26 protein-coding genes and 1 riboswitch are annotated in these 25,000 nt (G+C 70.2%); of the genes, 12 read left to right on the top strand and 14 right to left on the bottom strand.

Annotation, left to right across the window (positions count from 1 at the left end; all coding sequences use genetic code 11):
- Positions 1 to 2 precede the first annotated feature (2 nt).
- The 4 genes from BLS97_RS21170 (at position 3) to BLS97_RS21155 (ending at position 2,320) form a co-directional block, all read left to right on the top strand.
- Entirely contained in the window at positions 3 to 215 is a 213-nt protein-coding gene (locus BLS97_RS21170) for a DUF6582 domain-containing protein (protein ID WP_090480233.1), read from the top strand.
- Between the two features lie 18 nt (positions 216 to 233).
- Complete coding sequence (locus BLS97_RS24310; protein WP_090480230.1) at positions 234 to 722, top strand: CBS domain-containing protein; 489 nt, start codon at positions 234 to 236, stop codon at positions 720 to 722.
- A gap of 134 nt (positions 723 to 856) precedes the next feature.
- Positions 857 to 1,675, top strand: a complete 819-nt coding sequence (locus BLS97_RS21160; RefSeq protein ID WP_090480227.1) for a sigma-70 family RNA polymerase sigma factor — start codon at positions 857 to 859, stop codon at positions 1,673 to 1,675.
- A 54-nt stretch (positions 1,676 to 1,729) separates the two neighbouring features.
- Positions 1,730 to 2,320 (top strand): DinB family protein, encoded by a 591-nt coding sequence (locus BLS97_RS21155; protein ID WP_090482847.1) that lies wholly within the window; start codon positions 1,730 to 1,732, stop codon positions 2,318 to 2,320.
- A 46-nt stretch (positions 2,321 to 2,366) separates the two neighbouring features.
- Here the strand turns inward: BLS97_RS21155 and BLS97_RS21150 are convergent, their stop codons facing one another.
- The gene (locus tag BLS97_RS21150) at positions 2,367 to 3,494 is read right to left on the bottom strand and encodes a trans-sulfuration enzyme family protein (protein ID WP_090480224.1); all 1,128 of its coding nucleotides are present in this window, start codon (positions 3,492 to 3,494) and stop codon (positions 2,367 to 2,369) included.
- Between the two features lie 209 nt (positions 3,495 to 3,703).
- On the opposite strand from BLS97_RS21150, the gene BLS97_RS21145 reads away from it, so the two are divergent.
- The 5 genes from BLS97_RS21145 to BLS97_RS21130 all read left to right on the top strand — a co-directional run bounded on the left by BLS97_RS21145 (position 3,704) and on the right by BLS97_RS21130 (position 8,016).
- Entirely contained in the window at positions 3,704 to 4,786 is a 1,083-nt protein-coding gene (locus tag BLS97_RS21145; protein ID WP_090480221.1) for an acyl-CoA dehydrogenase family protein, read from the top strand.
- Positions 4,783 to 6,183 (top strand): bifunctional PIG-L family deacetylase/class I SAM-dependent methyltransferase, encoded by a 1,401-nt coding sequence (locus BLS97_RS21140; RefSeq protein WP_197676300.1) that lies wholly within the window; start codon positions 4,783 to 4,785, stop codon positions 6,181 to 6,183. Before BLS97_RS21145 ends, BLS97_RS21140 begins: the two co-directional genes overlap by 4 nt.
- On the top strand, positions 6,180 to 6,974 hold the full coding sequence (locus BLS97_RS21135; protein ID WP_197676299.1) for a glycosyltransferase: 795 nt from the start codon (positions 6,180 to 6,182) through the stop codon (positions 6,972 to 6,974). The genes BLS97_RS21140 and BLS97_RS21135 overlap by 4 nt, the downstream gene beginning before the upstream one ends.
- Positions 6,975 to 7,314: 340 nt before the next feature.
- Positions 7,315 to 7,464, top strand: coding sequence for a hypothetical protein (locus BLS97_RS23105; protein WP_157695594.1), 150 nt, complete (start codon positions 7,315 to 7,317; stop codon positions 7,462 to 7,464).
- A 150-nt stretch (positions 7,465 to 7,614) separates the two neighbouring features.
- On the top strand, positions 7,615 to 8,016 hold the full coding sequence (locus BLS97_RS21130; RefSeq protein ID WP_090480219.1) for a hypothetical protein: 402 nt from the start codon (positions 7,615 to 7,617) through the stop codon (positions 8,014 to 8,016).
- Positions 8,017 to 8,028: 12 nt separating this feature from the next.
- Here BLS97_RS21130 and BLS97_RS21125 read toward each other — a convergent pair whose 3' ends face one another.
- The 11 genes from BLS97_RS21125 to BLS97_RS21080 form a co-directional block, all read right to left on the bottom strand.
- Positions 8,029 to 8,442 carry a VOC family protein gene (locus tag BLS97_RS21125; protein WP_090480216.1) on the bottom strand — a complete coding sequence of 138 codons (414 nt, stop codon included), beginning with the start codon at positions 8,440 to 8,442 and terminating at the stop codon, positions 8,029 to 8,031.
- A gap of 117 nt (positions 8,443 to 8,559) precedes the next feature.
- On the bottom strand, positions 8,560 to 8,709 hold the full coding sequence (locus tag BLS97_RS23100) for a hypothetical protein (protein WP_157695593.1): 150 nt from the start codon (positions 8,707 to 8,709) through the stop codon (positions 8,560 to 8,562).
- Positions 8,710 to 8,779: 70 nt separating this feature from the next.
- Positions 8,780 to 9,511 carry a DUF72 domain-containing protein gene (locus tag BLS97_RS21120; protein WP_090480213.1) on the bottom strand — a complete coding sequence of 244 codons (732 nt, stop codon included), beginning with the start codon at positions 9,509 to 9,511 and terminating at the stop codon, positions 8,780 to 8,782.
- Positions 9,508 to 10,041: a DUF6328 family protein gene (locus tag BLS97_RS21115; protein ID WP_090480210.1), complete on the bottom strand. Its 534-nt coding sequence runs from the start codon at positions 10,039 to 10,041 to the stop codon at positions 9,508 to 9,510. The genes BLS97_RS21120 and BLS97_RS21115 overlap by 4 nt, the downstream gene beginning before the upstream one ends.
- A 38-nt stretch (positions 10,042 to 10,079) precedes the next feature.
- Complete coding sequence (locus BLS97_RS21110) at positions 10,080 to 11,873, bottom strand: acyl-CoA dehydrogenase (RefSeq protein WP_090480208.1); 1,794 nt, start codon at positions 11,871 to 11,873, stop codon at positions 10,080 to 10,082.
- A 97-nt stretch (positions 11,874 to 11,970) separates the two neighbouring features.
- Positions 11,971 to 13,062 (bottom strand): aminotransferase class V-fold PLP-dependent enzyme, encoded by a 1,092-nt coding sequence (locus tag BLS97_RS21105; RefSeq protein ID WP_090480205.1) that lies wholly within the window; start codon positions 13,060 to 13,062, stop codon positions 11,971 to 11,973.
- Positions 13,059 to 14,636, bottom strand: a complete 1,578-nt coding sequence (locus BLS97_RS21100) for a dipeptide ABC transporter ATP-binding protein (protein ID WP_090480202.1) — start codon at positions 14,634 to 14,636, stop codon at positions 13,059 to 13,061. The genes BLS97_RS21105 and BLS97_RS21100 overlap by 4 nt, the downstream gene beginning before the upstream one ends.
- Positions 14,633 to 15,490: an ABC transporter permease gene (locus BLS97_RS21095; protein ID WP_090480199.1), complete on the bottom strand. Its 858-nt coding sequence runs from the start codon at positions 15,488 to 15,490 to the stop codon at positions 14,633 to 14,635. The genes BLS97_RS21100 and BLS97_RS21095 overlap by 4 nt, the downstream gene beginning before the upstream one ends.
- On the bottom strand, positions 15,487 to 16,509 hold the full coding sequence (locus tag BLS97_RS21090) for an ABC transporter permease (protein ID WP_090480196.1): 1,023 nt from the start codon (positions 16,507 to 16,509) through the stop codon (positions 15,487 to 15,489). The genes BLS97_RS21095 and BLS97_RS21090 overlap by 4 nt, the downstream gene beginning before the upstream one ends.
- Entirely contained in the window at positions 16,506 to 18,173 is a 1,668-nt protein-coding gene (locus BLS97_RS21085) for an ABC transporter substrate-binding protein (RefSeq protein ID WP_157695592.1), read from the bottom strand. Before BLS97_RS21085 ends, BLS97_RS21090 begins: the two co-directional genes overlap by 4 nt.
- A 52-nt stretch (positions 18,174 to 18,225) precedes the next feature.
- Entirely contained in the window at positions 18,226 to 19,509 is a 1,284-nt protein-coding gene (locus tag BLS97_RS21080) for a metal-dependent hydrolase family protein (protein ID WP_090480190.1), read from the bottom strand.
- Positions 19,510 to 19,546: 37 nt separating this feature from the next.
- A riboswitch (SAM riboswitch) is annotated at positions 19,547 to 19,653 on the bottom strand.
- A gap of 143 nt (positions 19,654 to 19,796) precedes the next feature.
- On the opposite strand from BLS97_RS21080, the gene BLS97_RS21075 reads away from it, so the two are divergent.
- Complete coding sequence (locus BLS97_RS21075; RefSeq protein ID WP_090480187.1) at positions 19,797 to 20,429, top strand: hypothetical protein; 633 nt, start codon at positions 19,797 to 19,799, stop codon at positions 20,427 to 20,429.
- Positions 20,430 to 20,505: 76 nt separating this feature from the next.
- On the opposite strand, the gene BLS97_RS21070 is transcribed toward BLS97_RS21075, so the two are convergent.
- Positions 20,506 to 22,146, bottom strand: coding sequence for an amidase (locus BLS97_RS21070; RefSeq protein WP_090480184.1), 1,641 nt, complete (start codon positions 22,144 to 22,146; stop codon positions 20,506 to 20,508).
- On the bottom strand, positions 22,143 to 22,454 hold the full coding sequence (locus BLS97_RS21065) for a hypothetical protein (RefSeq protein WP_197676298.1): 312 nt from the start codon (positions 22,452 to 22,454) through the stop codon (positions 22,143 to 22,145). The genes BLS97_RS21070 and BLS97_RS21065 overlap by 4 nt, the downstream gene beginning before the upstream one ends.
- Before the next feature lie 203 nt (positions 22,455 to 22,657).
- On the opposite strand from BLS97_RS21065, the gene BLS97_RS21060 reads away from it, so the two are divergent.
- Together BLS97_RS21060 and BLS97_RS21055 are read left to right on the top strand one after the other, a co-directional pair.
- Positions 22,658 to 24,241: a sensor histidine kinase gene (locus BLS97_RS21060; protein WP_090482834.1), complete on the top strand. Its 1,584-nt coding sequence runs from the start codon at positions 22,658 to 22,660 to the stop codon at positions 24,239 to 24,241.
- Positions 24,238 to 24,957, top strand: coding sequence for a response regulator (locus BLS97_RS21055; protein ID WP_090480182.1), 720 nt, complete (start codon positions 24,238 to 24,240; stop codon positions 24,955 to 24,957). The genes BLS97_RS21060 and BLS97_RS21055 overlap by 4 nt, the downstream gene beginning before the upstream one ends.
- The last annotated feature ends 43 nt before the right edge of the window (positions 24,958 to 25,000 follow it).

Below are 25,000 nucleotides of genomic sequence, written 5' to 3'. Positions count from 1 at the left end.
CTATGGCGAAGGAACTGACAACCAAGGACCGGAAGAAGCTCGGCCGGAAGTCGTTCGCCCTGCCGGGCAAGCGCAAGTACCCCATCCCGGACAAGGCGCACGCTCGCAACGCGCTCGCCCGGGTCGCGCAGAACGGCACGCCGGCGGAGCAGAAGAAGGTCAAGGCGGCCGTGAAGAAGCGCTTCCCGAGCATCGGCAAGAAGAAGAAGTCCTGACCGGCCGGGAGGCGGCTGATGAACAGCTCGCCCCAGGCGCATCGGTTGGCACCACCAGCCCTGGTCGGGCTGACGAGTAGGCCTCCGCCGACCGCCGGACACCTGATGAACTGCGAGTTCGTCGCGGTCGAGGCGGAGTCGACGCTGGAGCAGGCGGCCGGCCTGTTGGCCGGCTCCGGCCTCCCGGCCCTGCCGGTCCGCGGGCCGGACAACCGGTTGCTCGGGACGGTGACGGTGACCGGGGTGCTGGCCGCGGTGGCGGCCGGGACGGATCGGTCGGCCCCGGTGGGGGCGGTGATGGACCGGCATCCGGCGGCGGTGGCCCACTACGCGCCCGTCGAATCGATCCTGGGCGAGATGGACGACGCCGGGCTGTGGGTGCTGCCGGTGGTCGACGGTTCCGGCCGACTGGTCGGCCTGGTCAGCCTGTCGAATTTGGACGGGGCTATTTCTCGCGCTTTACTCGCCCATACGTGGGCCCGATTTGCCGAGTTTCACCGCGAGTGACCTGCGAAGGAACCGCAACCCACATTCTCGCCGGACCCGGAGCTTGTCGTAGGGCCGTTATCGCGTTAGTCTCCTTGTAGATTCATCGGTACAACAGAGTGCCGCGCACGGGTCGTATTTGAAGGGACCATGGCGTGAGTACTGTTGTCAGAACGACCAACCAACGACACACCGATGCCGAGCAGAGAGCCGGCCTCGAGCGCTTGGTCAAGGCCAGGGCCGATGGGTCCGCCGCCGCCGTCAGGGCGGCCGAGCACGATGTGATCTGCAGCCACCTCACCGTGGCCACAACTCTCGCCCGCCGGTACCGGAACCGCGGCGTCGACTTCGAAGACCTTCACCAGTTGGCCCGTCTCGGGCTCGTGAAGGCGGTCAAGCGGTGGCGGCCCGAGGTCGGCACCGACTTCCTGCCGTTCGCGTTCCCGACCATCATCGGCGAGATGAAGCGGTTCTTCCGCGACCACGGCACGATGATCCGCATCCCGCGGGCCATGCAGGAGCTCCGGGCCGAGGCCTCGGCCCTGTCGGCCGATCTGGAGCAGTATCTCGGACGCCCGGCCACCGACGCCGAGGTGGCCGCTGCCGCCGGGGTCGACGTCGACGAGATGCGCAAGCAGCGAGCGGCCGCCGCGAGTTGCCGGATGCTGAGCACCGACCTGCAGTCGGTCAACGACCGTGTGGTGGAGCACGCCAGTCCCGAGGCCGATCACGACCTGGAGCAGGCCGAGAATCTGATGATCCTGCAGCGGGCGCTGGCCGCGCTGCCCGAACGCGAACGGGAAGTGCTGTGGTTGCGGTACTTCGAGGACAAGAGCCAGCAGCAGATCAGTGAAGCGATCGGCGTCAGCCAGATGCAGATCTCCCGGATCCTGCGGGCCACCCTGACCCGGCTGAAGGCCCAGATGTCGGCCGACGGCGAAGGTTCCGAGCTGATGCTGCAGCTCTCGGCCTGAGTGCGGTCCGGGCTGTGGCTTGCCGGGTCGGCCGCCGCCGGGCACGCTGAGGGCATGGCCACTGACGATCAGAAGACAGTTCTGCACGACTACCTCCGCCGGGCCCGGCAGGCGTTGGTGTGGAAGCTGGATGGGCTGTCGGAGTACGACGTGCGACGCCCCCTGACCGGCACCGGCACCAACCTGCTGGGCCTCGTCCAGCACGTGGCGAGTGTCGGCGTCAGCTACTTCGGCGAGACCTTCGGGCGTCCGTTCCCCGAACCGATGCCCTGGCTGGACGAGGACGCCGAGACCAACGCGGACATGTGGGTGCCGGCCGAGCGGACCCGGCCGATGGTCCTGGCGTTCCAGGAGCGGGCGTGGGCCCACGCCGATGCCACCATCGACGCCTTGGACCTGGACAGTCCCGGTCACGTGGCCTGGTGGCCGCCCGACCGCAGCGAGGTCACGCTGCACCGCGTGCTGGTGCACATGATCGCCGAAGCCGATCGTCACGCCGGTCAGGCCGACATCGTCCGCGAGTTGATCGACGGACGCGCCGGGCTGCGGGCCGATGGCAGCAATCTGCCCGAACGCGATGAAGCCTGGTGGTCGCAGTTCCGGGCGACGCTGGAGGAGTCGGCCGCCTCGTTCCGATCGCCCTGAGCGGCCGCGCCCGGGGGGGTGGCGGTGGCCCGGCCGGCACGTCCGGTCAGTCGATCAGGGCCTGCTGCAGGTCGTGCCAGAGATCGTCCACGTCCTCGATCCCGACCGAGAAGCGGATCAGGTTCTCCGGCGTGCCGTTGGCGGCATCCACGGCGTACCGGGCCCGTCGTTCGATCAAGGACTCGACCCCGCCGAGGCTGGTGGCGTGCGTGATCAGGTGCACCCGCTCGCACACTCGGTCGGCCGCCGCCGACCCACCGGTGACCAGGAAACACACCATGGCGCCGTATCCGTCGTGCAGACGGGTCACTCGATCGTGGGCCGGATCGTCCGGGAGGCCCGGATAGAGCACCCGCTCGACCGACGGGTGGGACGTCAACCGCCGGGCGAGCTCGCCCGCGTTCGCCTGGGCCCGGTCCATTCGCACCGACAGCGTCCGCATCCCGCGGAGCGTGAGGAATGTTTCCAGCGCCCCCGGGGTCGCGCCGCCCAGATCCCGTCGCGCCTTCAGCCGCGCGAAGACCTCGTCGTCGGCGACGACGAGCGCGCCCATCAGGACATCGGAGTGGCCGGCCAGATACTTCGTGGCCGAGTGCATGACGACGTCGGCGCCGTATTCCAACGGGCGCAGCACCATCGGCGAGTTCCAGGTCGAGTCGACCGCGACCAGCGCGCCGACGGCGTGCGCGGCCTCGATGAGCACCGGCAGGTCGGCCACGCCGAATGTCGGATTGGTCGGCGTCTCGATCCACAACAGGTCGGGCGCCGGATCCAGCCGCAGCGCCTCCAGAACGGCTTCCGTGTCACTGATGTCGACCCGGCGGACCCTGGCGCGACCCAGCCGTTCCTGCTCGTCGAACAGCATGCTGGTGCCCGAGTAGACCGCGAGCGGACCGACGATCGTGCTGCCGGTCGGCAGATGCTCGACGACGGCGGCGATCGCCGCCATACCGGACGAGAAGCCCAGCGCCCGACCGCCTTCCAACTCACCGAGGGCGGCCTCGAAGGCGCGGGTGATCTCGCTGCCACCCTGGCGGAGGTAGTTCGCCTCGGTGCCGGCATGGAACGTGGCCGAGAGGCTGACGCCGGTATTGAGCGGGCCCCCGGGGGCGGGGGCCGGCCGTCCGGCACAGACGGCAAGGGTCGATCGGTTGAGGGAAGAGTCGTGGCTCATCGACCGAACCTACCGGGTTGACCTGCGCTCCCGGCGCCCGCGACACCGCATCACCGCCCGTGCTCCCACCCTCGGGTTTGGGCGAGACGGGCGCGGGTACCGGCCAGCCGAGTACGAGGTCCAGCCAGTGGCCTCGAACGGGCCGCGTCCGGGGCCGGCGCCGGTCGATCGCGTCGACCGGTCAGCGGCGGCGTCGTCAGGAGAACCTCATGCAGACCCTCAATGCCCCGACCGACCAAGGGGCCGTCCACCTCGGCGGCGTCCGGGATGCATCCGACCTCGGCCCGTCGGTGGCCGAATGGGCGGCCGGCGTCGACGGTGACGCCGATGCCGCGATCGAGCTGGCCCGGCGGGTGGGCGGCCTCCTCGCCGCCCCGGGTGCCGGCCGCACCACCGAACGATGGTCGGTCCTGGCCACGTTGGCCGCGATCGACCTCACGGCGGCCCGCGTCGCGGAGGCGCACCTCGATGCCCTGGCCATCCTGGACGAGGCCGGCGTCGATCCGGAGCGTGACCTGGCCGCCGTCGACGCCGGGCCCGGATCGACCTGGGGTGTCTTCGCGGCTGAGGGTCCTGGGCTGCGGGTACAGGCCACCCGATCGGGCCAGGACGGATGGCGCCTTGACGGGACCAAGCCCTGGTGTTCGCTGGCCGGCCGCCTGACCCACGCGCTGGTCACCGCGCACACACCGGGAGAGCATCGCCGGCTGTTCGCCGTCGACCTGAGGGACCGACGCGTGCGCACCACCGACGAAGGCTGGTTCAGCCGGGGCCTGACCGCGGTGCCCTCCGGACCGATCGTCCTGACCGACGCGCCGGCGATCCCGATCGGAGCGGACGGCTGGTATCTCGAACGTCCGGGGTTCGCCTGGGGCGGGGCCGGTGTCGCCGCCTGCTGGTACGGCGGTGCGGTCGGGGTGGCCCGGCTGCTGTGGGAGCGCTGCGTCCAACGGCCGGCCGACCAGATCACCCAGATGCATCTGGGGGCCGTCGATCTCGCCCTGACCGGGGCTCGCCTGGCCCTGCTCGACGCGGCCCGGGCGATCGACCGGGGCGAGGCCGACGGCGTGGCCGGGGTGGTGGTTGCCGCCCGCACCCGGGGACTGGTGGCGGGCGCGGCCGAACAGACGATCAGGCGGGTCGGGCACGCCCTCGGGCCGGCGCCGCTGACCCAGAACGAGCATCACGCCCGTCGGGTGGCCGATCTGGAGATCTACGTCCGCCAGCACCACGCCGAACGTGACGAGGCGGCCCTGGGCGGACACCTGGCGGCCGGGGTTCGCCCGTGGTGACGGCCGAACGCCGTCCCGAATTCGACCACCGTGACCCGGGCACCCCGGAGACGGAGTGGGCCCGCCATCTGAGCGGTGTTGACCTGCCGATGCTCGAGCTGTCGAGGTACCGGCACGTCGTGGTGCTGTCGGCCCATCCGGACGACGAAACCCTCGGCGCCGGTGGCCTTCTCGCCGCCGCGCACCGGCAGGGCATCCCCACCGGAGTCATCGTGGCCACGTCGGGCGAGAACTCCCACCCGGCGTCGACGACCCACACTCCGGACGAGTTGGCCACCCGCCGACGGGCCGAGGTGTTCGCCGCCCTGGAACTGGTGGCCCCGAGCGCTTCGGTCCAGCTCCTTGGGTGGCCGGACGGCGGTCTGGCCGAGCGCGTCGAGGACCTGACCGCGGCGATCTCGGACGCCGTCCCGGGTCCGGATACGCTCCTGGTCTCACCGTGGTCGAGAGACGGACACCCGGACCACGAAGCCGTCGGCGCGGCCGCCGAACGGGCAGCGCTCCGTCGGGGCGCGGTGCTGCTGCAGTATCCGATCTGGGCGTGGCACTGGGCGGTGCCGGACGGATTCGACCCGGCGATGGTGCGGCTCGGGTTGGGGGCCGACGACCAGCGGGCCAAGGCCGCGGCGCTCGCCCGGCACGTCACCCAGACCGATCCGCTCTCGGACGCGCCGGGCGACGAGGCCGTCGTCGGTCCGGACTTCGCCCGTCATTTCGACCGGCCCTACGAGATCTTCGTGATGCCGTCGGGGCCCTCGCCCGACTCGACGAGCACCACCGGGTCGGACGGCCGCAGCCTGGACGGTGACTTCTTCGACGAGTTCTACCAAGGGCAGAGCGACCCGTGGGGTTTCGAGACCCGTTGGTACGAAGAGCGGAAACGGGCCCTGACCCTGGCCGCACTGCCGCGTCGTCGGTTCCGGAGCGCGTTCGAGCCCGGGTGTTCGATCGGCGTGCTGACCGCGGAACTCGCCGCTCGTTGCGACTCCTTGCTGGCCACCGATATTTCCGAGGTGCCGCTGGCGGCGGCGCGGACCCGGCTGGCGGACGCACCCTGGGTGCGATTCGAACGGCGGACGGTGCCCCAGGAGTGGCCCGACGCGCAGTTCGACCTGATCGTGCTGTCGGAGATGGCGTACTACTGCTCGTCGGCCGACCTGGCGCGGCTGATCGATCGCGCCGCGCGCAGCCTGACCGAGGACGGCGTGCTGGTCGCCTGTCATTGGCGTCATCCGGTGCCGGAGTATCCGCTCGGCGGTGACGAGGTGCACCGGGCTCTCGAGGGCGAGGCCGGCCTGGTGGTCCTGGCCCGCCACGAGGAGGAGGACTTCCGGCTGGACGTCCTCGTCCGGCCCCCCGGACGGTCCGTGGCTCGGGAGAGCGGATTGCTCGGGTGAGTCCCTTCGACCGTGCGGACTCGGTCGGTGGCGGAACGATCACCGAGATGCTCGTGGTGATTCCGGCCCGGAACGAGGAACTGCATCTGCCCCGCGCGCTCGCTGCGCTCGAGGTCGCCCGCAACCGTCTGTCCGCTCAGTCGGCCCGGCCGCCTATGGTCCGGGTCCTGGTCGTGCTGGACCGCTGTACGGACCGCTCGGCCGAGGTGGTGGCGCAGTGGGACGCCGTCCAGGCGTTGACGGCCGACGACGGCAGTGTCGGGGCCGCTCGCGGGCGCGGTATCGCTCACGGACTGGCCACCTCCGGCCGGGATCCCCGGGAGATCTGGATCGCCTGCACCGATGCCGATTCCGCCGTGCCCGCCGACTGGCTGCTGACCCATCTGAGACAGGCGCAGGCCGGCGCCGACCTGCTACTCGGCACCGTCCGACCGGATCCGCAGGACGTCAACGAGAAGATGGTGGCCCGCTGGATAAGCCAGCACCGGCTGGCGGACGGGCATCCGCACATCCACGGCGCGAACCTGGGGATCCGAGCGGACTGCTACCTCCGCGCGGGTGGATTCCTCCCGATCTCGGCTCACGAGGACCGGCTGCTGGTCGAGGCCGTGCGTCGTCTGGGCGCCCGAGTGGTCGCCACCGGGGCCGGCCCGGTGCTGACCAGCGGACGGCTGGTCGGGCGGGCCCCAGAGGGCTTCGCCCAGCATCTGCGTGAGCTGACCCGCCGGCGTGCCCCGCTCGTCCCACGCGTCGAGCTGAGCGAGTCCGGGCGAGGGGCGAGATCCGGGTGAGCGGAATCACCGCGGATCGTGGTCGTTTTCGGTACCGAACCGGGGGCCTCACGCGTCCTACTTGTATGACGGAGTTACTCCCGTCGCTCGATCGGCCGAGGTCCAACCGGGACTCCGGCCTGAGCGCAGGTGTTCCGAAGAGGGCAAGCGCATCACCAGCACAACAGCAAGGGATTTTTCTGATGTCCAGCAGTACCAGTGGTACCAGCGGTTTCCGTGGCCGTCGGCGAGTGGCCCGCAGCAACCGCGAGATCCGTCGAGCGATCGAGTCCGCCTCGTCGCCGAGTATGCGTGACGAGCTCATCGTCCTGCATCAGCGCACCATGAACGGGCTTTCGCGATGATGAAGATCCTCTCCGTCATCCGCGAGCGCCGTTTGCGGCGTGAGCAGTACCGGAATTCCATCGAGTTCGCCATCGCCAATGCTGCCACCGTGAGCGAGCGCAACGAACTGATCGTCCTGGCCGGACAGCAGGGCGTCTTCGTCTGACGCAGACCACCGCAGGACCGAACCCCGCACCTTCCCGGTGCGGGGTTCCGTCATTTCCGGGTCGCCCCGCCCGCTGCCGTGGATCGACGTGGACCCGTTGCGGGCCTTCCGTTCTGATTCAACGAAAGGGCGGCCGGGAACTGGGTAACCATGACAACCCACCAGACCTACCTCCTGTCGAATCTGTCGGTGAATCAGTTCATCGAGTTCCAGGTGGCCGCCACCGACGACGTCCTCACCGCTGCGCGGGAGCGGCTCGGTGCCTCAGGGCTTCCCGAGGATGTGCAGGGCGGATTCTTCGTATCGGTCTATCCGACCGGGGCCCAGACGACCGAGCCGGACGGACCAGGGCCAGCCGTCGCGCCGGACACCGAAGCCGTCGCGCCGGACACCGGAGCCGTCGGGTCGGACACCGAAGCGGGGGCATTGGCCTCGGCCGCGAGCCAGGGACCGATGGACTGGCCGGAGGGCGACCGTGCGGACGCCTCGCGCCGGTCGGACGACGGTGACGGCGAGGTTCCCTACGTCGTGGTGCCACTCGGCGGTCACTGACGGTAGGTCACGTCAGGACGCAGCGCTGATGTTCACCAGCCAGTTGATGCCGAACCGGTCGGTGCACATGCCGAAGGTGTCGCCCCATGGCGCCTGGTTCAGCGGAGCGGTGATGGTCGCTCCCTCGGACAGCTTGGCCCAGTAGTCGCGGAGGTCGGCATCGGAGTCGCCGCTGAGGGAGACGGAGAAGCTCCCGCCGGGCGCGTAGTCCATGCTGTTCGGCGTGTCGGCGGCCATCAGCGTCAGGCCGTTGGGGGCCACCAACATGGCGTGCATGATCTTGTCGGCCTCGGCCGGGTCCTCGCTGGCGTGCATCTCGGCGAAGGTGCTCATGGTGAGCTCGCCGCCGAACACCGAGTGGTAGAACTCCATGGCCGATCGCGCTGTGTCGCGGAAGCTCAGGTAAGGATTGAGCCGAATCGTCATCTCGGACCTGCTTTCGTCGGTTCGTCGGGACGGGCCACCAGTATCACCGCATTGTGATCTGGGGCACAACCGTCCCGGCGTCCGGCGTTCGTGAGGCGGCCCGGCCGGGCCGGTTGGTCAGATCTCCTCGTCCGGGCCCAGGGGCTTGGCCGCCTCCACCTTCTCGAGCTCGGCCTTCTCCTCCGGGGTGATGGCCGGATCGTGGATGGCCTCGCTGTATTCCTCGAGTTCGGCGACGTGCTCTTCGTAGGTCTGCTCGTGTTCCATGAAGTCAGTATGCCCGTGAGCGGATCGACGAAACGTCGAACCGGCCGCCGTCTTCGGCCACCGCGGCCGCTCACATCTCGCGGGTGAGATCCCGCAGGTACCGGGCGTTGCGGACGGCGTTCCCGCCGCCGTCGTTGTTGAAGTAGGCGAACACCTCTCGTCCGTCCTGCCGCCACTGCCGGATCCGAGCGGCCCACCACTGCAGGTCGTCGTCGGAGTACGAACCCCCGTACAGGTGCTCGTGATCGGGACCATGCAGCCGGACGTAGACGAACGATGCCGTCGCCCGCAGGACGCAGGGCAGCCCGGCGCCACTCATCACGCAGTAGGCGGCCCCGTGCCGCTCCAGGAGGGCGAACACGGAGTCGTCGAGCCAACTCTGGTGACGGAACTCCACTGCGACCCTGATCCAGGGCGGGACCTTGGACAGGAAGTACTCGAGCCGGGCGTCGTCCCGCTGCTGCTGCGGGGCCAGCTGCACGAGCAACGGACCGCGGCGGTCGCCGAGCTCGTGCAGACCGGTGCGCAACCGTTCGATCCAGACCTCGGGGTCGCGGAGCTTCTTGGCGTGCGTCAGTCCGCGCGGGGCCTTGACGGCGAACGCAAATCCGGGTGGCAGCCGCGACTTCCAGCCGGCAAAGGTCGAATCCCGCGGCCAGTGGTAGAAGCTGCTGTTCAACTCGACGGTGGAGAACTCGCGCAGGTAGTGATCCAGCCGGCCCCGGCTCGAGGCCGTGCGCGGGTAGAGCACGTCGATCCAGTGGTCGTAGCTCCAGCCCGACGTTCCGATGTAGGCCGTCACGGGCGATCCCGCTCGGCCGGCCGCGGTGGCCGTTGTCGGTTGTTCAGGGGCAGGGCCAGCCAGAGCGCGAGGACCAGGACCGCGGTCAGGGCCGCGGCGACCACGCCGGTCGTCGGGCCCCGGACGATGTCGAAGATGAACAACACGACACCGACCACGGCACATCCGAGCAGCAGGCTGCCGAATTGCGCCAGTCGATGGGTGCTCTGGACCAGAGCCCGCCGGGCGTGCCGACGGAACAGGAACCGGTGCAGGCTGACCGGGGCGATCAGGACGACGGTCGCGGCCACCGAGAGGGCCACCGTGCCCAGGTAGATGTTCTCCTGGGCCGCGGTCAATCCGGCGAAGCGCTGTTGCAGCGGGAGGGTGAGCAGGAAGCCGGTCAGCAACTGGACGCCGGTCTGCAGTACCCGCAACTCCTGCAGCAGATCCGCCCAGTTGCGGTCCAGCTGTTCGATCGGGCTCTCCCCGCGTGCGGCTTCGTCCCGTCTCGCGGTCGACGACTCTTCGGGCTGGCCGTGGGCGGACATCTCGGATCAGTACCCCGGTGCGGGATCGCCGAATCGGCTCAGAGCACCGCCGGGTCCAGGTCCAAGGTGGTGCGGTCCCGTCCGGCCAGCAGATCGAACCGCCAGTTCACCGTCGGGAGCTCGAATCGGTAGAAGTACTGCCCGGCGGCCCGCTTGCCGTCGTAGAACGCGCCACTCCGTCCGTCGGCCACCAGGAGCTGCTCGAGCCAGATCCAGGCCAGCACGACGTGCCCGGCGGCCTCGAGATAGACCGTCGCGTTGGCCAGCGCAGCCGCGCTGTCCCGGTCCCGCCACAGGTCCGCGGTCACGGCGACCAGCCGGTCGACCGCCGCGGCCAGGGTGTCGGCCTGGCCCCGCAGTGCCGGGCTGGCCCGGGTGATGGTGGCCCGCATGGTGTCGACCAGCACGGCGAGCCCGGCCCCGTGGTCCATGGTCACCTTCCGTCCCAGCAGGTCCAGTGCCTGGATGCCGTGGGTGCCTTCGTGTATGGAGTTGAGCCGGTTGTCCCGGTAGAACTGCTCGACCGGGTAGTCGCGGGTGTAGCCGGCACCGCCGTGGACCTGGATGGCCAGGTCGTTGGCGGCCACGCACCACTGCGACGGCCAGGACTTCGCAATCGGCGTCAGGACCTCGAGAAGGGTGTGCAGGCGCTGCTTCTCGCGCGCGTCGGTAGTGACCTGCTCGGTGTCGACCACGTGGGCGCAGTACAGCACGAGGGCGAGGCCGCCCTCGGCGTAGGACTTCTGGGCCAGCAGCATACGACGCACGTCCGGGTGGTCGATGATCGGGACCGGAGCCGAGGACGGGTCCTTGTCGTTCACCGGACGGCCCTGGGTGCGGGTCCGGGCGTACTCCAGGGAGTGCAGGTAGCCGGTGTAGCCCAGGGCGACGGCGCCCGCCCCGACCGAGATCCGGGCCTCGTTCATCATGTGGAACATGTATCGGAGGCCGTTGTTCTCCTGGCCGACGAGGTGGCCGATCGCGCCCGGCCGGTCGCCGGGCCGCGCGAGACCCTCACCGAAGTTCAGCAACGCGTTGGTGGTGCCGCGGAATCCCATCTTGTGGTTGAGACCGACCAGCGCCACGTCGTTGCGCTCACCGGGATCGCCGTCGGCCTCGAGCAGGTACTTGGGCACGATGAACAGGGAGATGCCCTTCACCCCGGCCGGTGCGCCTTCGACCCGGGCCAGGACCAGGTGGACGATGTTCTCGCCGAGCTCGTGGTCGCCGGCTGAGATCCACATCTTGGTGCCGAACAGGCGGTAGGTGCCGTCCTCCTGCCGGACGGCCCGGGTGGTGATGTCGCTCAGCGACGACCCCGCATGCGGTTCGGAAAGGCACATGGTCCCGTAGAACCGGCCGTCGATGACGGGCTGCGCGTACCGGGCGATCTGTTCCGGGCTGCCGTGGGCGACGATCAGGTTGGCGTTTCCGATGGAGAGGAAGGCATAGGCGAAGAGGCCGCAGCTCGCCGCCTGGAAGTAGCAGGAGGCGGCCTGGTGCACCGTGATCGGCAACTGCTGGCCGCCGAATCGGTGGTCGAAGGTGGCGGCCCGCAGCCCGGCCGCTTCGTAGGCGCCGAGCGCCTTCTCGATCTCCGGGAGCAGTACCACCGCCCCGTCCGGGCCGATCTCGGGCTCGTGCTGGTCGGCCGCCCGGTTCAGCGGCGCGAATTCCTCGGTGGCGATCGATTCGCTCAGATCCAGTACCGCGTCGAAGGTCTCGCGGCTGTGGGGGGCGAACCGTTCGTGCCGGGTGAGGGCGGCGACATCCAGCCATTCGTACAGCAGGAACTCCAGATCGCGGCGGGACAGGATCAGCGAGCGCGGCATCGGATCTCCCTCGGGTGCACCTCGGTGTGACCCGGTCAGGGTAGGCCGGGTCGGCCTACGCGCCGCATCGAGCCCGGCCCTGATCAGCCGGCCCTGATCAGATGGTCGCCGCCCAGGTCCGCCGGGCGGCCTCGGTCACCGGATCGGTCGGGCGGCCGAGGGTGTCGCCCAGGGCCCGCAGTTCGTCGAGGACGGTGTCCAGGTCGGCGGCCCGACCGGTGTGGTTGATCCGCCCGGTGGTCGAGGCCAGGACACCAGGGGCGGCCGTCACGAATCGTGCGCCGGCGGCGCGGGCCGCGGTCACCAGGTCGGCGATTGATCCGGTCCCGGCGAAGGTCGTCACCACGGTCGCGGCCGCGTGGTCGTCGGCGATCCACGGGGTCAGGCCGAGCTGTCGCAGCCCGGCCCGGCTGGCTGCGGCCGCCGCCCGATGACGGCTGATCACCGAACCCAGCCCCTCCTGCTCGACCCGGGCCAGAGCCTGGTTCAGCGCCGTGGTCTCCAGCGAGGACGGGGTGCCCAGCAGGGCGGCGCGGTCGGATCGGAGCCACCCGTCACGCAGATCGAGCAGGGACAGGATGGATTCGCGGGGCGCGCCGGGATTGCCGGCCATCGCCGCCCAGGCCCGAGGGCTGATCGACAGGGCCGACACCCCCGCCGGCCCGGCCAGTGCCTTCTGGGCGCCGATCACCACCACATCGGCGCCCCATTCGTCGGGCGTCACCGGATGACCCCCGATCGATGCGACGGCGTCGACCACCAGGAGAGCGCCGTTGGCGACCACCAATGGGGCGATCTCGTCGAGCGGGTTGGCGCTGCCGGTCGCGGCCTCGGCGTGCACCAGGGCGACCAGATCGAACCGGTCCGAGGCCAGGACGGCCGCGACGTCCGCGGCCGTCACCGCCCGGTGAAACGGCACCTCCAGGGTCGTCACGGCCGCACCGGTGGCGGCCAGCCACCGTCCGAACAGCGCACCGTACGGACCGGTGACCACGTTCAGGGCTCGGACGCCGGGCCGGCCCAGCCCTTTGGCCGTGGCCTCCAGCGCGACGATGGCCTCGGCCTGGACCAGCAGCACGTCGTGGGTGGTGCCCAGCAGGTTGGCCAGTGCGGCCTCGGCCGCGACGACGCCGGAGGGACCGACCACCTCCAGGTCGAGCAGGGATGCCGGGGTGGGGTGGGTCGTCATGCGATGTCCTTCTTCAGGCGGGGGACCGCCCGGATCAGTTGCCGGGTGTACTCGGTCCGCGGGTGGTCCAGCACGTCGGTCGCGGTGCCGGAATCGACGACCACGCCGTCCCGCAGCACCGAGACGTCGTCGCAGATGTGCCGAATGACGGCCAGGTTGTGGCTGATGACGACGATCGTCAGGTCGAACTCGTCTCGCAGCCGCACCAGCAGGTCGAGGACGGCCGCCTGGATGGAGACGTCGAGGGCCGATGTCGGCTCGTCGGCGACCAGCACGGTCGGCTCGACGGCCAGCGCCCGGGCGATCGCGATCCGCTGGCGTTGGCCGCCGGAGAATTGCCCCGGATATCCGTCCAACGCCGACGCCGGCAACGACACCTGGTCCAGCAGTTCGACGCACCTGGCCTCGATCCGGGGTCGAGGCATCCGCACGACCAGGCGCAGCAGCTCCGACAACGTCTGCCGCACCGTCATTCTCGGGTCCAGGGAGGCGAACGGATCCTGGTAGATCATCTGGATCTGCCGTAGCTGGGCGCGGCCACGGACAGCCGGGAGCACCTGCCCGTCCAGGACGACCGATCCGGCGGCGGGGGACAGCTGGCCGGTCAGCACCTTGGCCAACGTGGTCTTCCCGGAGCCGGACTCGCCGACGAGCCCGTGGATACTCGCCGCCCCGACCTGAAGGCCGACGGCATCCAGTGCCTGCACCCCGGAGTAGCTGACGCTGACCCCGTCGGCGCGGAGCCGCACCGGTCGGGGCTTTCCCAGGACGACCGGGGCGGGGGCGCCGGCGTCCGGTAGTTCGAGCACCGCGTCGAGCAGCTGCCGGGTGTAGGGCTGCCCGGGCCGTTCGATCACCTGCTCCGCGGAGCCGATCTCGACCGCCCGCCCGGACCGCATCACCAGGATCCGGTCGGCCATCGAGTTCACCACGGCCAGGTCGTGGCTGACGAAGATCATCGACAGGTCTGACTGCCCGCGCAACTGCCGCAGCAGATCCAGTATCTCGGCCTGGATGGTGACGTCGAGGGCGGTGGTCGGCTCGTCACACAGCAGGATCTCCGGCCGAGCGGCCAGGGCCATGGCGATCACGGCCCGTTGCCGCTGGCCGCCGGACAGCTCGTGGGGATAGGAGCCGGCCCGCCGCTCCGGGTCCGGGATCCGCACCTGACCGAGCAGGTCGACCGCGACCGCCCGGGACGCCCGCTTGGACTCGCCGAAGACGCGCCGCGGGACCTCGGCGATCTGATCGCCGATGGTCATCAGCGGGTCGAGCGCGGCCAGCGGATCCTGGAACACCATGGCCAGGCGCCGACGCCGGGTGGCCCGCAGGCCGCGGCCGGCCAGCGGGACAGGGATCCCGCCGATCGACAGGGTGCCGGATTCCACCCGGGCCGCGGACGGCAGCAGGCCCATCAGCGCGCGCAGGGTGACACTCTTGCCGCTGCCCGACTCGCCGACGATGCCCAGGGTGGCACCGGCCGGCAACTCCAGGTCCAAGCCGGAGACCACCTCCCGGCGGTCGGGGCCGGCCGGGAACGACACGCCGAGCCCGGCCAAGTCGAGGATGTTCATTTCCGCACCCGCCACACGTCGGCGATGCCGTCGCCGAGCAGCGAGAACCCGAGCCCGGTGATGACCACCGCGAAGCCCGGCATGGCCGGCAGCCACCACTTGGTGGTGATGAACGAGCGGTTCTCGAAGATCATGCTGCCCCAGTCGGGAGTCGGCGCCGAGATGCCCAGGCCGAGATAGCCGAGCGTGATGACGGCGACGATGACCACCACCACGTCGGAAGCGAACAACACGACGGCCTGGGTCGCGGTGTGCGGGACGATGTGCCGGAAGATCACCCGGGAGGGGCGCAGACCGCCCTGCCGGGCGGCGACGACCCAGTCCGCCCCGGCCACGATCGACGTCGCGTTGCGAGTGATCCGGGCGTAGCTGACCCAGCCGACCAGGGCCAGCGCGGTGTAGATGCCGCTCTCGCCCGGGCCGACGACGAACACCAGGGCGATGATCAGTACGTAGAACGGGAAGGCGACCACCACGTCCACCAGGCGCAGCACCACCGTGTCGAACCAGCCCCCGAAGTAGCCGGCCAGCGTGCCGACGGCGACGCCGAACAGGGCCGGGAACAGCAGCGCCACCACCGCGATGCGCAGGTCGGTGCGTCCGGCCGAGACCAGGCGGGACAGCAGGTCACGGCCCAGCTGGTCGGTGCCCAGCCAGTGGGCCGCGCTCGGGCCGGACAAGAGGGCGTTCGGGTCCTGATAGCTGGTGTCCTGCAGCCAGATCGGCCCGAACGCAGCGATCAGTACGACGAGGCCGGTGAGGATCGTCCCGGTCACGAAGGGCCGGCTGTGGCGCATCCGGGACCCGAGCGATTCCCGGCGGGAGAAGGTGTCGGCCGGGGCGGGGCTCGTCATCGGCCGCCTCCCGGCAGGCGCAACCGTGGGTCGACCGCGGACGAGGCCAGGTCGGTCAGCAGGTTGACCGTGACGACGACCACCGCGAAGAACAGCGCGACCCCCTGCACCACTGGGAAGTCGCGATTGCTGATCGAGTCGAACAACAGGTTGCCCAGCCCGTCGATGGCGAACACCCGCTCCACCACGACCGTTCCGCCGACCAGGTAGGCCAGGTTCAACCCGAGGAGGGTGAGGGTCGGCACGGCGGCGTTGCGGGCGACATGCGCCAGCAGGACCCGGGTCTCGCTGAGCGACTTGGCCCGGGCCGCCGCGATGTAGTCCGACTCGAGAACGTCCAGCATCCCGGCCCGCAGGCTGCGGATCAGGACGGGGACGATCGCGACGGCCGCGGTGAACGCGGGCAGGACGAGCCCGCGGAAGGTCAGCCACGGGCCGGGACCGGCGCCGCCGACCGGAAACCAGTGCAGATGGACGCCGAACAGGACGATCAGGAGCAGGCCGACCCACAGTGCCGGGAGGCCGGCGCCGATCGACGGGATGATCCGGATCACCTGATCGGCCAACCGGTCCTTCCGCACCGCGGCCCAGATGGCCAGCGGAACGGTGATCAGGATGCTGAACACGCCGGCCAGCACCACCAGCTCCAAGGTGACGCCGATCCGCGGGAAGATCAAGGAGCGCGACGGCACCTGGTAGAACAGCGAATCGCCGGTGTCCGCGTGGGTGAACAGGCGAGCCACGAACGTGCCGAACTGGTCCCACAAGGGCCGGTCAAGACCCCACTGATGACGCAGGGCCGCCACCGCCTCCGGAGTGGCCCGGTTGCCGAGCATCGACTGGGCCGGATCGCCGGGGATCAGGTGCAGCAGCAGGAAGGTGATGACGACGACGCCGACGATCACGCCGACCGCGTGCAGCAGCCGCCACCCGACGAAGGCCCACGGGCCGCCCGTACGCGCGGGGCGGGGGTCGGCCCGTCCATCCGTCCGCGGCTCCGGTCGGGAGAGCTCCGTCATGACCGCTTGACGTTCTCCAGACGCACGGCACCCGACGGGTTGACCTCGAACCCGGTCACGGTGGCCCGCAGCGCCTTCAACACCGGTGGATAGGTCATCGGGACGTAGGGCACGTCGTCGGCGACGATCTGCTGGATCTGCTTGTAGAGCGCCTTGCGCTTGCTGTCGTCGAGCTCCGCCTCGGCCTGCGTGACCAGCTTGATGGCGGCCGGGTTGTGGTAGCCGGTCCAGAACGAGGTGGATCCGCCGTTGACGTCGTCGATCTGGAACGAGGCCATCTCGTCCGGGTCGCTGATGTCGTTGATCGCGTTGTTGATGGCGATCTCGTAGTCGAAACCGAAGAACGCCTTCTTGTACGCGGCCGTCTCGATCGACCGGATCTTGACCGTGATGTTGATGGCCTTGAGCGCCTCCTGGAGGATCTGCGCCGTCTGGTTCCAGGCCTGGTCCGAGGACGGGACCAGGATCTCGGTGCTGAATCCCTGGGCGAACTTGGACTGTGCGATCTCGGCCTTGGCCGCGTCCACGTCGTAACCGGCCACGGTGACCGTGCCGTCGTAGTACTGCATGCTGGGCGGGAAGAACGAGTCGGCCGGCTGGGCGGTCCCGAAGGTGGCGGCCTGCGAGATCTGCTTGCGGTTGACCAGGTGGGAGATGGCCCGCCGCACGTGCCGGTCCGCGAAGTGGGCGACCTTCTCGTTGAACAGCAACAGGTCGACCGACCACTGCGGCGCGTTGATCAGCGTCAGGGCCGAGTTGGACTTGATGTCGGCGACGTTCGCCGGCGGCACCGAATCGATGACGTCGACCTGCGAGCCCTGCAACTGCTGCACCAGCTGGTTGTCGTCGCTGACGATGCTGAACTCCACCCCGTCCAGATACGGCAGCCCGGACTGCCAGTACCTGGTGTTGCGCGCCAGCACCACGGTGCCGCCCTTGGTCCAGGAGGTCAGCGTGAACGGGCCGGTTCCGATCGGGGCCTGGAAGAAGGCGGCTGCCGTCTTGCCCTGCAACTTGTCCGGGACGATGGAGTTGGAGAACGCCGAGATGTCGGAGATCAGCGGTGCCCACGGCTGTTTCAGGACGACCACGACCGTGAGATCGTCCTTGGCCGTGACGGTCTTGATCGCGCTGTCCAGGAACCCGAGCGGCGACTTCGGGAAGTCACGCGAGCGCAGCAGCGAGTAGACGACATCCTTCGCGGTCAGGGGGGAGCCGTCGGAGAAGGTGACCCCCTTGCGCAGGGTGAACGTGTAGGTCTTCCCGTCGGCCGAGACGGTGTGCCCGGTGGCCAGATGCGGCTTCAGCTCACCCTTCACGTCGGTGACGTACAGCGGCTCGAAGATCTGGTTGAGCGTGTAGACGTCGCCGGAGGCGATCGTGTTGTGCGGGTCCAGGCTGGTCGGGCCGGTGGTGCGGGCGTACTTCAGGGTGCCCGAGCCGCCGCCGGTCGCGGCCGTCGCCGTCGCCGTCGCCGAGCCGGGTGCGGACGAGGCACCTGACGACCCGGCCGACCCGCCGGCGGTGGATGTGCTCGGCGTCGACGACGCAGCGATGGGTGTGCTCGGGGTCGAGCAGGCGGCGATGATCGGGGTGATGATCATCAGGCCGGCACTGCCGGCGCCGAATCTCAGTAGCTGACGACGGGAGATGTTCTGGGACATGGGGTTCAACTTTCCTGGAGTGCTCGTGAGGGGGCGCATGCGGCGGGTGCGATCAACATCGGGACATGGGCCACCGCGGGTGGGGGCGCACCGGACGACCGGCCGCGAAGACGCCGCCGACCGACTCCGGCGAGCGGAAGGTCTCCGGGTCGCTGGGATCGGCGTCCAGGACGACGGCGTCGAAGCGGTACCCGACCCGCAGCCGCCCGGTGAGGTGGCCCACCCCGCACAGATCGGCTCCGGCCGAGGTGGCGGCCACCAGCGCCTCGGCCACGGTGAGGCCGGCCGCGACGAGATGCGCTATCTCGGTGAGGTTGTGCCCGTGGTGGTCACGATGGGCGAAATCGGTGCCGAGGGCGATCGGAACGCCGGCCGCCCGCGCGATCCGGACCGCATCGCCCAACGCGACTCCGGCGGCGCGGGCTCGGTCGGCGGTGGCCGCGGGGAGCGCGCCCGGGGTGGCCGCGAGTTCGGCCAGGTGGGCGTAGATCCCGAGTGTCGGGACCAGGGTGGCCCCGGTGGAGGCCATCAGGTCGGCGTCGGCCTCGGTGAGCCAGAGTCCGTGCTCGATCGAACGGGCTCCGGCGCGAAGGGCCTGCCCGATGGCCGGACCGCCAAGGGCGTGCACCATCGCCGGCTTGCCCCGGCGGTCCGCCTCGACGATCGCCGTGGTCAGCTCCTCGCCGGTGAATTCGGCCGGGAACTCCCCGGCCCCGGCCGACATCACGCCGCCGGTGGCCATGATCTTGATCCAGTCGGCCCCGCTGCGCAGGATGGTGCGCACCACGCGTCGCACCTCGTCCACCCCGTCGGCGACGTGCGGGGGCCGTCCCGGGTAGTCCGGCAGCATCCCGTCAACCGGGTACGGTCGCCCGACGCCGGCCAGGAAACCGTCGCCGTGGCCGCCGGTCCGGCTCAGCGGCACGACGCTGACCTGCAGTTCCGGTGCCTCGGAGAGGCCGGCGGCGACAGCGTCGCGAACCCCGGCGTCCAGACCGCCCGCGTCGCGGACGAACGTCACGCCGGCCGCCAGGGTGCGCCGTAGCGCGTCGAGGGTCTCGGTGATCCGGTAGCTGTACGGGGTGTTGAGCTGTTCCCAGCCGTCGAAGCTGTGTGTGACCGCGTGCAGGTGGGCGTCGACCACACCCGGCATCAGCCAGCATCCGCTCAGGTCCACGTCGAGCGAATTGCGGGGCAGATCCGGACCGATCGCGGCGATCCGGCCGCCCGTCACCTGCAGGTCGGTCGGCGGCCCGAAGTCGCCGGATTCGTCCATGACGAAGGCCTGGCGCACGGTGAAGTCGACGGTCGGCCGGGCCGGCGGCGGGATCGACACGGAGCTGTCCTCTCGGGCGAAGAAGGCCCTGGGAGCAGAGCCGCGAATTGCCGGACAAGCCGGCCGGCTCTATCTCCGGGGCACCCCATCGCGGAGAAGGGTTGCCGGTCAGCGAGCCGGATCTTGACGCTGACACTCTTGAGCTCGTTCGAGCATAGTCACGCCCGACCGGCTCCGACCAACACCGGAGGCGGTGAACCACATCACGCGGCCGTCGAACGGACGGCCCGGCGGCAGGAACGGCTGAACCGATGGTGAATCGACCGGCGATTGGGTAACTGCCGGGCATGCGAATTCCAGGACCGAACGATCTGCTCAAGCTGGCCGGCCGGGGCTACGGCGCCATCGAGACCGCGATCGGCCTGGTGCCGCGGTTGGTGACCATCGTCGGTGAGGTGGAGATGATCATGGTTCGGGTGGCCGCCCTCATGGACGAGGTCGAGACGACCAATCGGCGCGCGGCCGGCGTGGTCATCCGGACCGAGACCGTGGTGTCCCGGGTAGAGACCGTGGTCGGACGGGCCGATGTGCTGACCGACCGGATCACACCGCTCCTGGACGGCTACCAGCCCGTGCTGGCCCGCCTGGAGCCGATGTTGGCCCGGCTGGCCGACACGACCAGCCCGGTCGAGGTGGACGCGATCGTGCAGTTGGTCGACACGCTGCCCGACCTGGCCGAGAAGATGCGGCAGGACATCGTCCCGATCCTGGACACCCTCGGCACGGTGGCCCCGGATCTCCGCGACCTGCTCGACGTGTCGAAGGAACTGAACGAGATGCTCGGCGCGCTACCGGGCCTTGGCCGCATCAAGAAGAAGATCGAGGAACGGCAGGAGTTCGAGGACAACTACCGGGCCGATGAGGAACCGCCGTCGTCGCCCGACCGCCCGGCTCCGATCGGCCTGACTCGGCCGTACTGAGCCGTACCGAGCCGGATGCACCGAGGCGGCAACCGAACCGGGCGGCGGTGCCCTTCCGGGCACCGCCGCCTCGCGATCAGGCGCCGTTGGCGGCCACGTACTCCGGGGTCAGGCGCGTTCCGGCGGTGACGGCCGCCCTGACCTTCGGCGTGATGGCCGGGAGCACCGGATCGGCCGGACGCCGCAGGTGCCAGTCGGTGCTGGCCTGGTACGCGGCCACCACCTCGATCAGCCGGTCCTCCTCGTAGGGTCCGGCGCCCAGGATGCCGCCGACCGGCACCGTGGGGTTCGCGCCGAGCGCCTGGAAGCCGATCGGGAAGCCGATCTCCGGCAGGCCGAGGATGTCGAACGGGACGACGCTGGTCTGCAGCAGCACGTCGCACTTGCTCATGACCCCGTCGAGCACCTCGCGGATCAGGTGGTTCTTCGCCCGCTGGCCGGTGATCCACTCGTCGCCGGACAGGAAGATGCCCTGCAGCCAGGACAACAACGACACTCCGAACAGCGTCAGGTCCTTCTGCAGGTAGGGCAGGAACGGCTCCGTGCGTTCGCTGAGCCGGATCGCATTGAAGGTGCCGGTGAGCAGGGCCCAGTCGTTCGGGTAGGTGACGTCCACCAGCTTCGCCCCGGGGATCTTGGCCATGGTGTTCAGGAAATCGGTGCGCAGCTTCTTCACCGGGTCGGTGACGCCGGTGAGGAAATCGGCCGGCACACCGATGCGGGTGCTGCGACGCATCACCACCTTGCCGCCGCGACGGACCGGCAGCGCCGACGCCACCAGATCGGGCACGGCGGGCAGGCCGAGGGTGCGCGGATCGTTGCGGTCCGGGCCGGCCATCACGCTCAGCATGACGGCCGCGTCGAGCACGTCGCGGGCCAGTGGACCGGAATGGTCGCGCGTGTACGACAGGGGGATGACGCCGTAGATCGACGTGCGGCCCATCGTCGGCTTGAGACCGGTGAGGTTCTGCTGGTTCGAGGGCAGCACGATGCTGCCGCCGGTCTGCGTCCCGATCGAGGAGCAGGCCATCCGCCCGGCCACCGAGCAGGCCGGTCCCGTCGACGAACCGCCGGGATCGACCGACGGATCGCCGGGGGTCCAGGCATTCACCGTGGTGATGACGCCGTTGGGCTGGGTCGCCCTGGTGGTGGCCAGGGGGCCCATCTGTCCCTTCCCGATCACGATCGCGCCCGCCCCCGTGAGCCGGGCCACCGACGTGGCGTCGTAGGGCGGCACGAAGTCCTGGAAGATGAAAGAGTTTGCGGTGGTGGGGATCCCGGCCGTGTAGTAGTTGTCCTTGATGGTCAGCGGCACGCCGGCCAGCAGGCCTCGCACGTGTCCCCGGTCGACCGCCGCCGCCCTGGCCCTGGCCGCATCCGCGGTCACGGCGTTGAAGGCCTGGTAGACCGATTCGAACTTGGTGATCCGGTCCAGGTGCGCGTCGACCAGCGCAGTGGCGGTCAGCTTCCGGGTGCGGAGCAGCACCACCGCCTCGGCCAGCGTGGCCTCGGTGGGGTCCTTGCGGGCCGCGGCCCGGACGGTGATGTCGGGCACGGTCGGCCGGCTGGACGGTCGGGCGGCCGCCGCGGCCGGGGTGGTGGCGCCGGCGACGGCACCGCCGGTGAGGGTCGGCAGTGCGGTCAGAGCCGCGGCCCCGGCCGCCACCGTGGCCGAACGGGACAGGAAGATCCGGCGGTTGACGGTGCGGTCGCTCATCGGCCGACCAGTCCGGTCCAGGCCTGGGTGATCGATGGGTACTCCAGCGGGGGAGAGGCTTCCTGGCTCAGGGCCAACGGGTCGACCCCGGCGACCGCCGTTGCGCTCGGGCGCCAGGTGTTGATGGCCTCCGGGGTGGCCAGGACGAACGACCGCAACGAGGCCAGCGCCTGGGCCTGGGTCGGAGCTCCGGTCACCGGGTCGGCGACCGTCGGCAGCTGTGAGAGGTCGATCCCGGACATGATCAACCGCGTGGTGATGAAGGTGTTCAACTGGTCGACCGTCAGCGACGAAACGTCAACTGCCATGTGCTCTCCCGGCTCGTACGGTTCTCGTCGGCGGCCGCCGACTGATCGAGAGCCAACGCCGCTCGTGTGTCGCCGGAATGGCACGGCGATGACGACGTGTTACCCAGGGGACCGCGGATGACCCCGACCTGGACCGCACGTCCGGGGATTACGATGTTGTGATCCTGTTCACACGATCCACCACGAACCGACCCATCCGAGGGATGGCCCGGCAGCTGTTGCTGCTGCAGGTCTCCCTGGTCCTGATCGCCTGCGCGCTCGCGGTCACGGTGGCCGTTCTGCAGGCCCGGTCGGACGTCACGGACCAGGCCGGGCGCCGCGACCTCGCGATCGCCGAAGCGGTCGCTGGAACCGGGTGGGTGGCCGACCAGATCGCGACAGCCGATCCGACGACCACGCTGCAGCCCTACGCCGAGAGGATCCGCCGCGACACCGGAGTCGACTTCATCACGATCATGAGTCCGGCCGGCATCAGGTTCACCCACCCCGATCCGAGCGAGATCGGCAAGCACTACATCGGCACGATCGGGCCGGCCCTGGCCGGCGGGACCGTGGTGGAGACCTACACCGGCACCCTCGGACCGTCGGTGCGCGCGGTGGTGCCCATTCGCTCTGGATCCGGCCCGGTGGTCGCGCTGGTCGCCATCGGGGTCAGGATCGACGCCCTCGGGCCCGAGATCGCTTCGCGGGTGGGCATCATCGCCGCCGTCGGGGGCGCGCTGCTCGTGCTGGCGTTGATCGGGACCGCCCTGATCGGGCGGCGGCTGCAGCGCCAGACCCGTGGTCTGGGGGCCGAGGAACTGGCCCTGATGCACAGCTACTACGACGCCGTCCTGCACTCGGTTCGCGAAGGCCTCATCCTGCTCGACACCGACAGCGGCCGTGTCCGATTGATCAACGCGGAGGCCTCGCGGTTGCTCGGCCTCGAGGGCGACCCGGTCGGAAAGCGCCTGACCGAACTCGGTCTGCCGGCCGAGGTGGTCACCGCGATGGCGGGCTCCGAGCCGCTGGTGGACGCCGTCCACCTCGCCGGCGGCCGCGTCCTGGTGCTCAGCGCGCTGCCGGCCCGCGCCCACGGGCGGGTGGTCACGCTGCGGGACCACACCGAGCTGACCGAGCTGACCAGCCAGTTGGGCACCGCGCGCGATCTGACCGAGGCCCTGAAGTCGCAGTCGCACGAGTCGGCCAACCGCCTCCACGCGGTGATCACACTGGTCGAGCTGGGTCGATCGGAGGAAGCGGTGGCCTTCGCCACCCAGGAACTCCGGCTCGCCCAGCAGATGACGGACCAGGTGGTGGCGACGATCGCCGAGCCGGTGGTCGCGGCCGTCCTGCTCGGCAAGGCGCAGGTGGCCGGTGAGCTCGGGATCGGCTTCGAGGTGACCGCGGATTCGGCGCTCGATCCCGACGCCCTGGCCGACGCCGGCCTCGACGTGCGGGAGGTGGTCACCCTGCTGGGCAACCTGATCGACAACGCCCTGGAGGCGCTCGGACGATCCCGGCCGGCTCATCCGCTGGTCCAGGTCACCGTCCGGCGTACCGATCCCGAATCGGACGGGCTGTTCCTCCGGGTGACGGACAACGGACCGGGGCTGGACGAGCAGGACGCGGAGCGGGCCTTCCGTCGCGGCTGGTCGACCAAGGACGACGACGGCGCCCTGCACGGCCACGGGCTGGGGCTCGGGCTCGTCGGCCAGGTGGTCCACCGGCACGCCGGATCGGTCACCGTCGGGCCCGGCTCCCCGGACGGCACCGGGGCCGCCTTCGACGTGACGGTCGGTCGATGAGACCAGACATCGCGGTGCTGGTCGTCGACGACGACCCGATCGCCCGCACCTCGCACGTCGCCTACGTCGATCGGGTGCCGGGCTTCCGTGCCGTGGCCGGGGCGGGCACGGCGGCCGCGGCCATCCGTCGGCTGTCGTCCACCCAGAGCCCGCGGATCGACCTCGTCCTGCTCGACATGAACCTGCCGGATCGCCACGGCCTGGAGATCATCCGGACGTTGCGGGCCGGCCGGCATCCGGCGGACGTCATCGTGGTCACCTCGGCCCGGGAACTGGACACCGTCCGATCGGCGATCTCCTCCGGAGTGGTGCAGTACCTGCTCAAGCCGTTTGCCTTCGCCACCCTGCGGGAGCGCCTGGAACGCTATGCGGCGTACCGGCAGTCGGTCGTCGGCGGGTCGGGCGGACCGGCCGGATCGGCCGCCGGCCAGAGCGAGGTCGACGCGCTCCTGGGCACCCTGCGGGCACCGGGACCGGTCGCCCCGGCCGGCCTGCTCGGCCAGAGTGTGCAGGCCGCGATCACCTTCCTGGCCGACCACGGGGAACTCTCCGCCCCGCACCTGGCCCAGTTGATGGGTACGTCGCGGGTCACGGCCCGCCGCTATCTCGAGCATCTGGTCGAGATCGGCCACGCGACCCGAGAGCACCGGTATGGGGGGGCCGGCCGCCCGGTGGTGGTGTACCTCCGGGGCGGACCGGCCGAAGGTCGACCGTGAACTAAACGAACACATGAGTGACCTGGGTTACTCAGAGGTGGAC

It is taken from the genome of Nakamurella panacisegetis (assembly GCF_900104535.1).
In the GTDB taxonomy this organism is placed as follows: domain Bacteria; phylum Actinomycetota; class Actinomycetes; order Mycobacteriales; family Nakamurellaceae; genus Nakamurella; species Nakamurella panacisegetis.
Note: the sequence above shows the minus strand (reverse complement) of the source record. Positions and strands in the feature narration are given on the sequence as shown.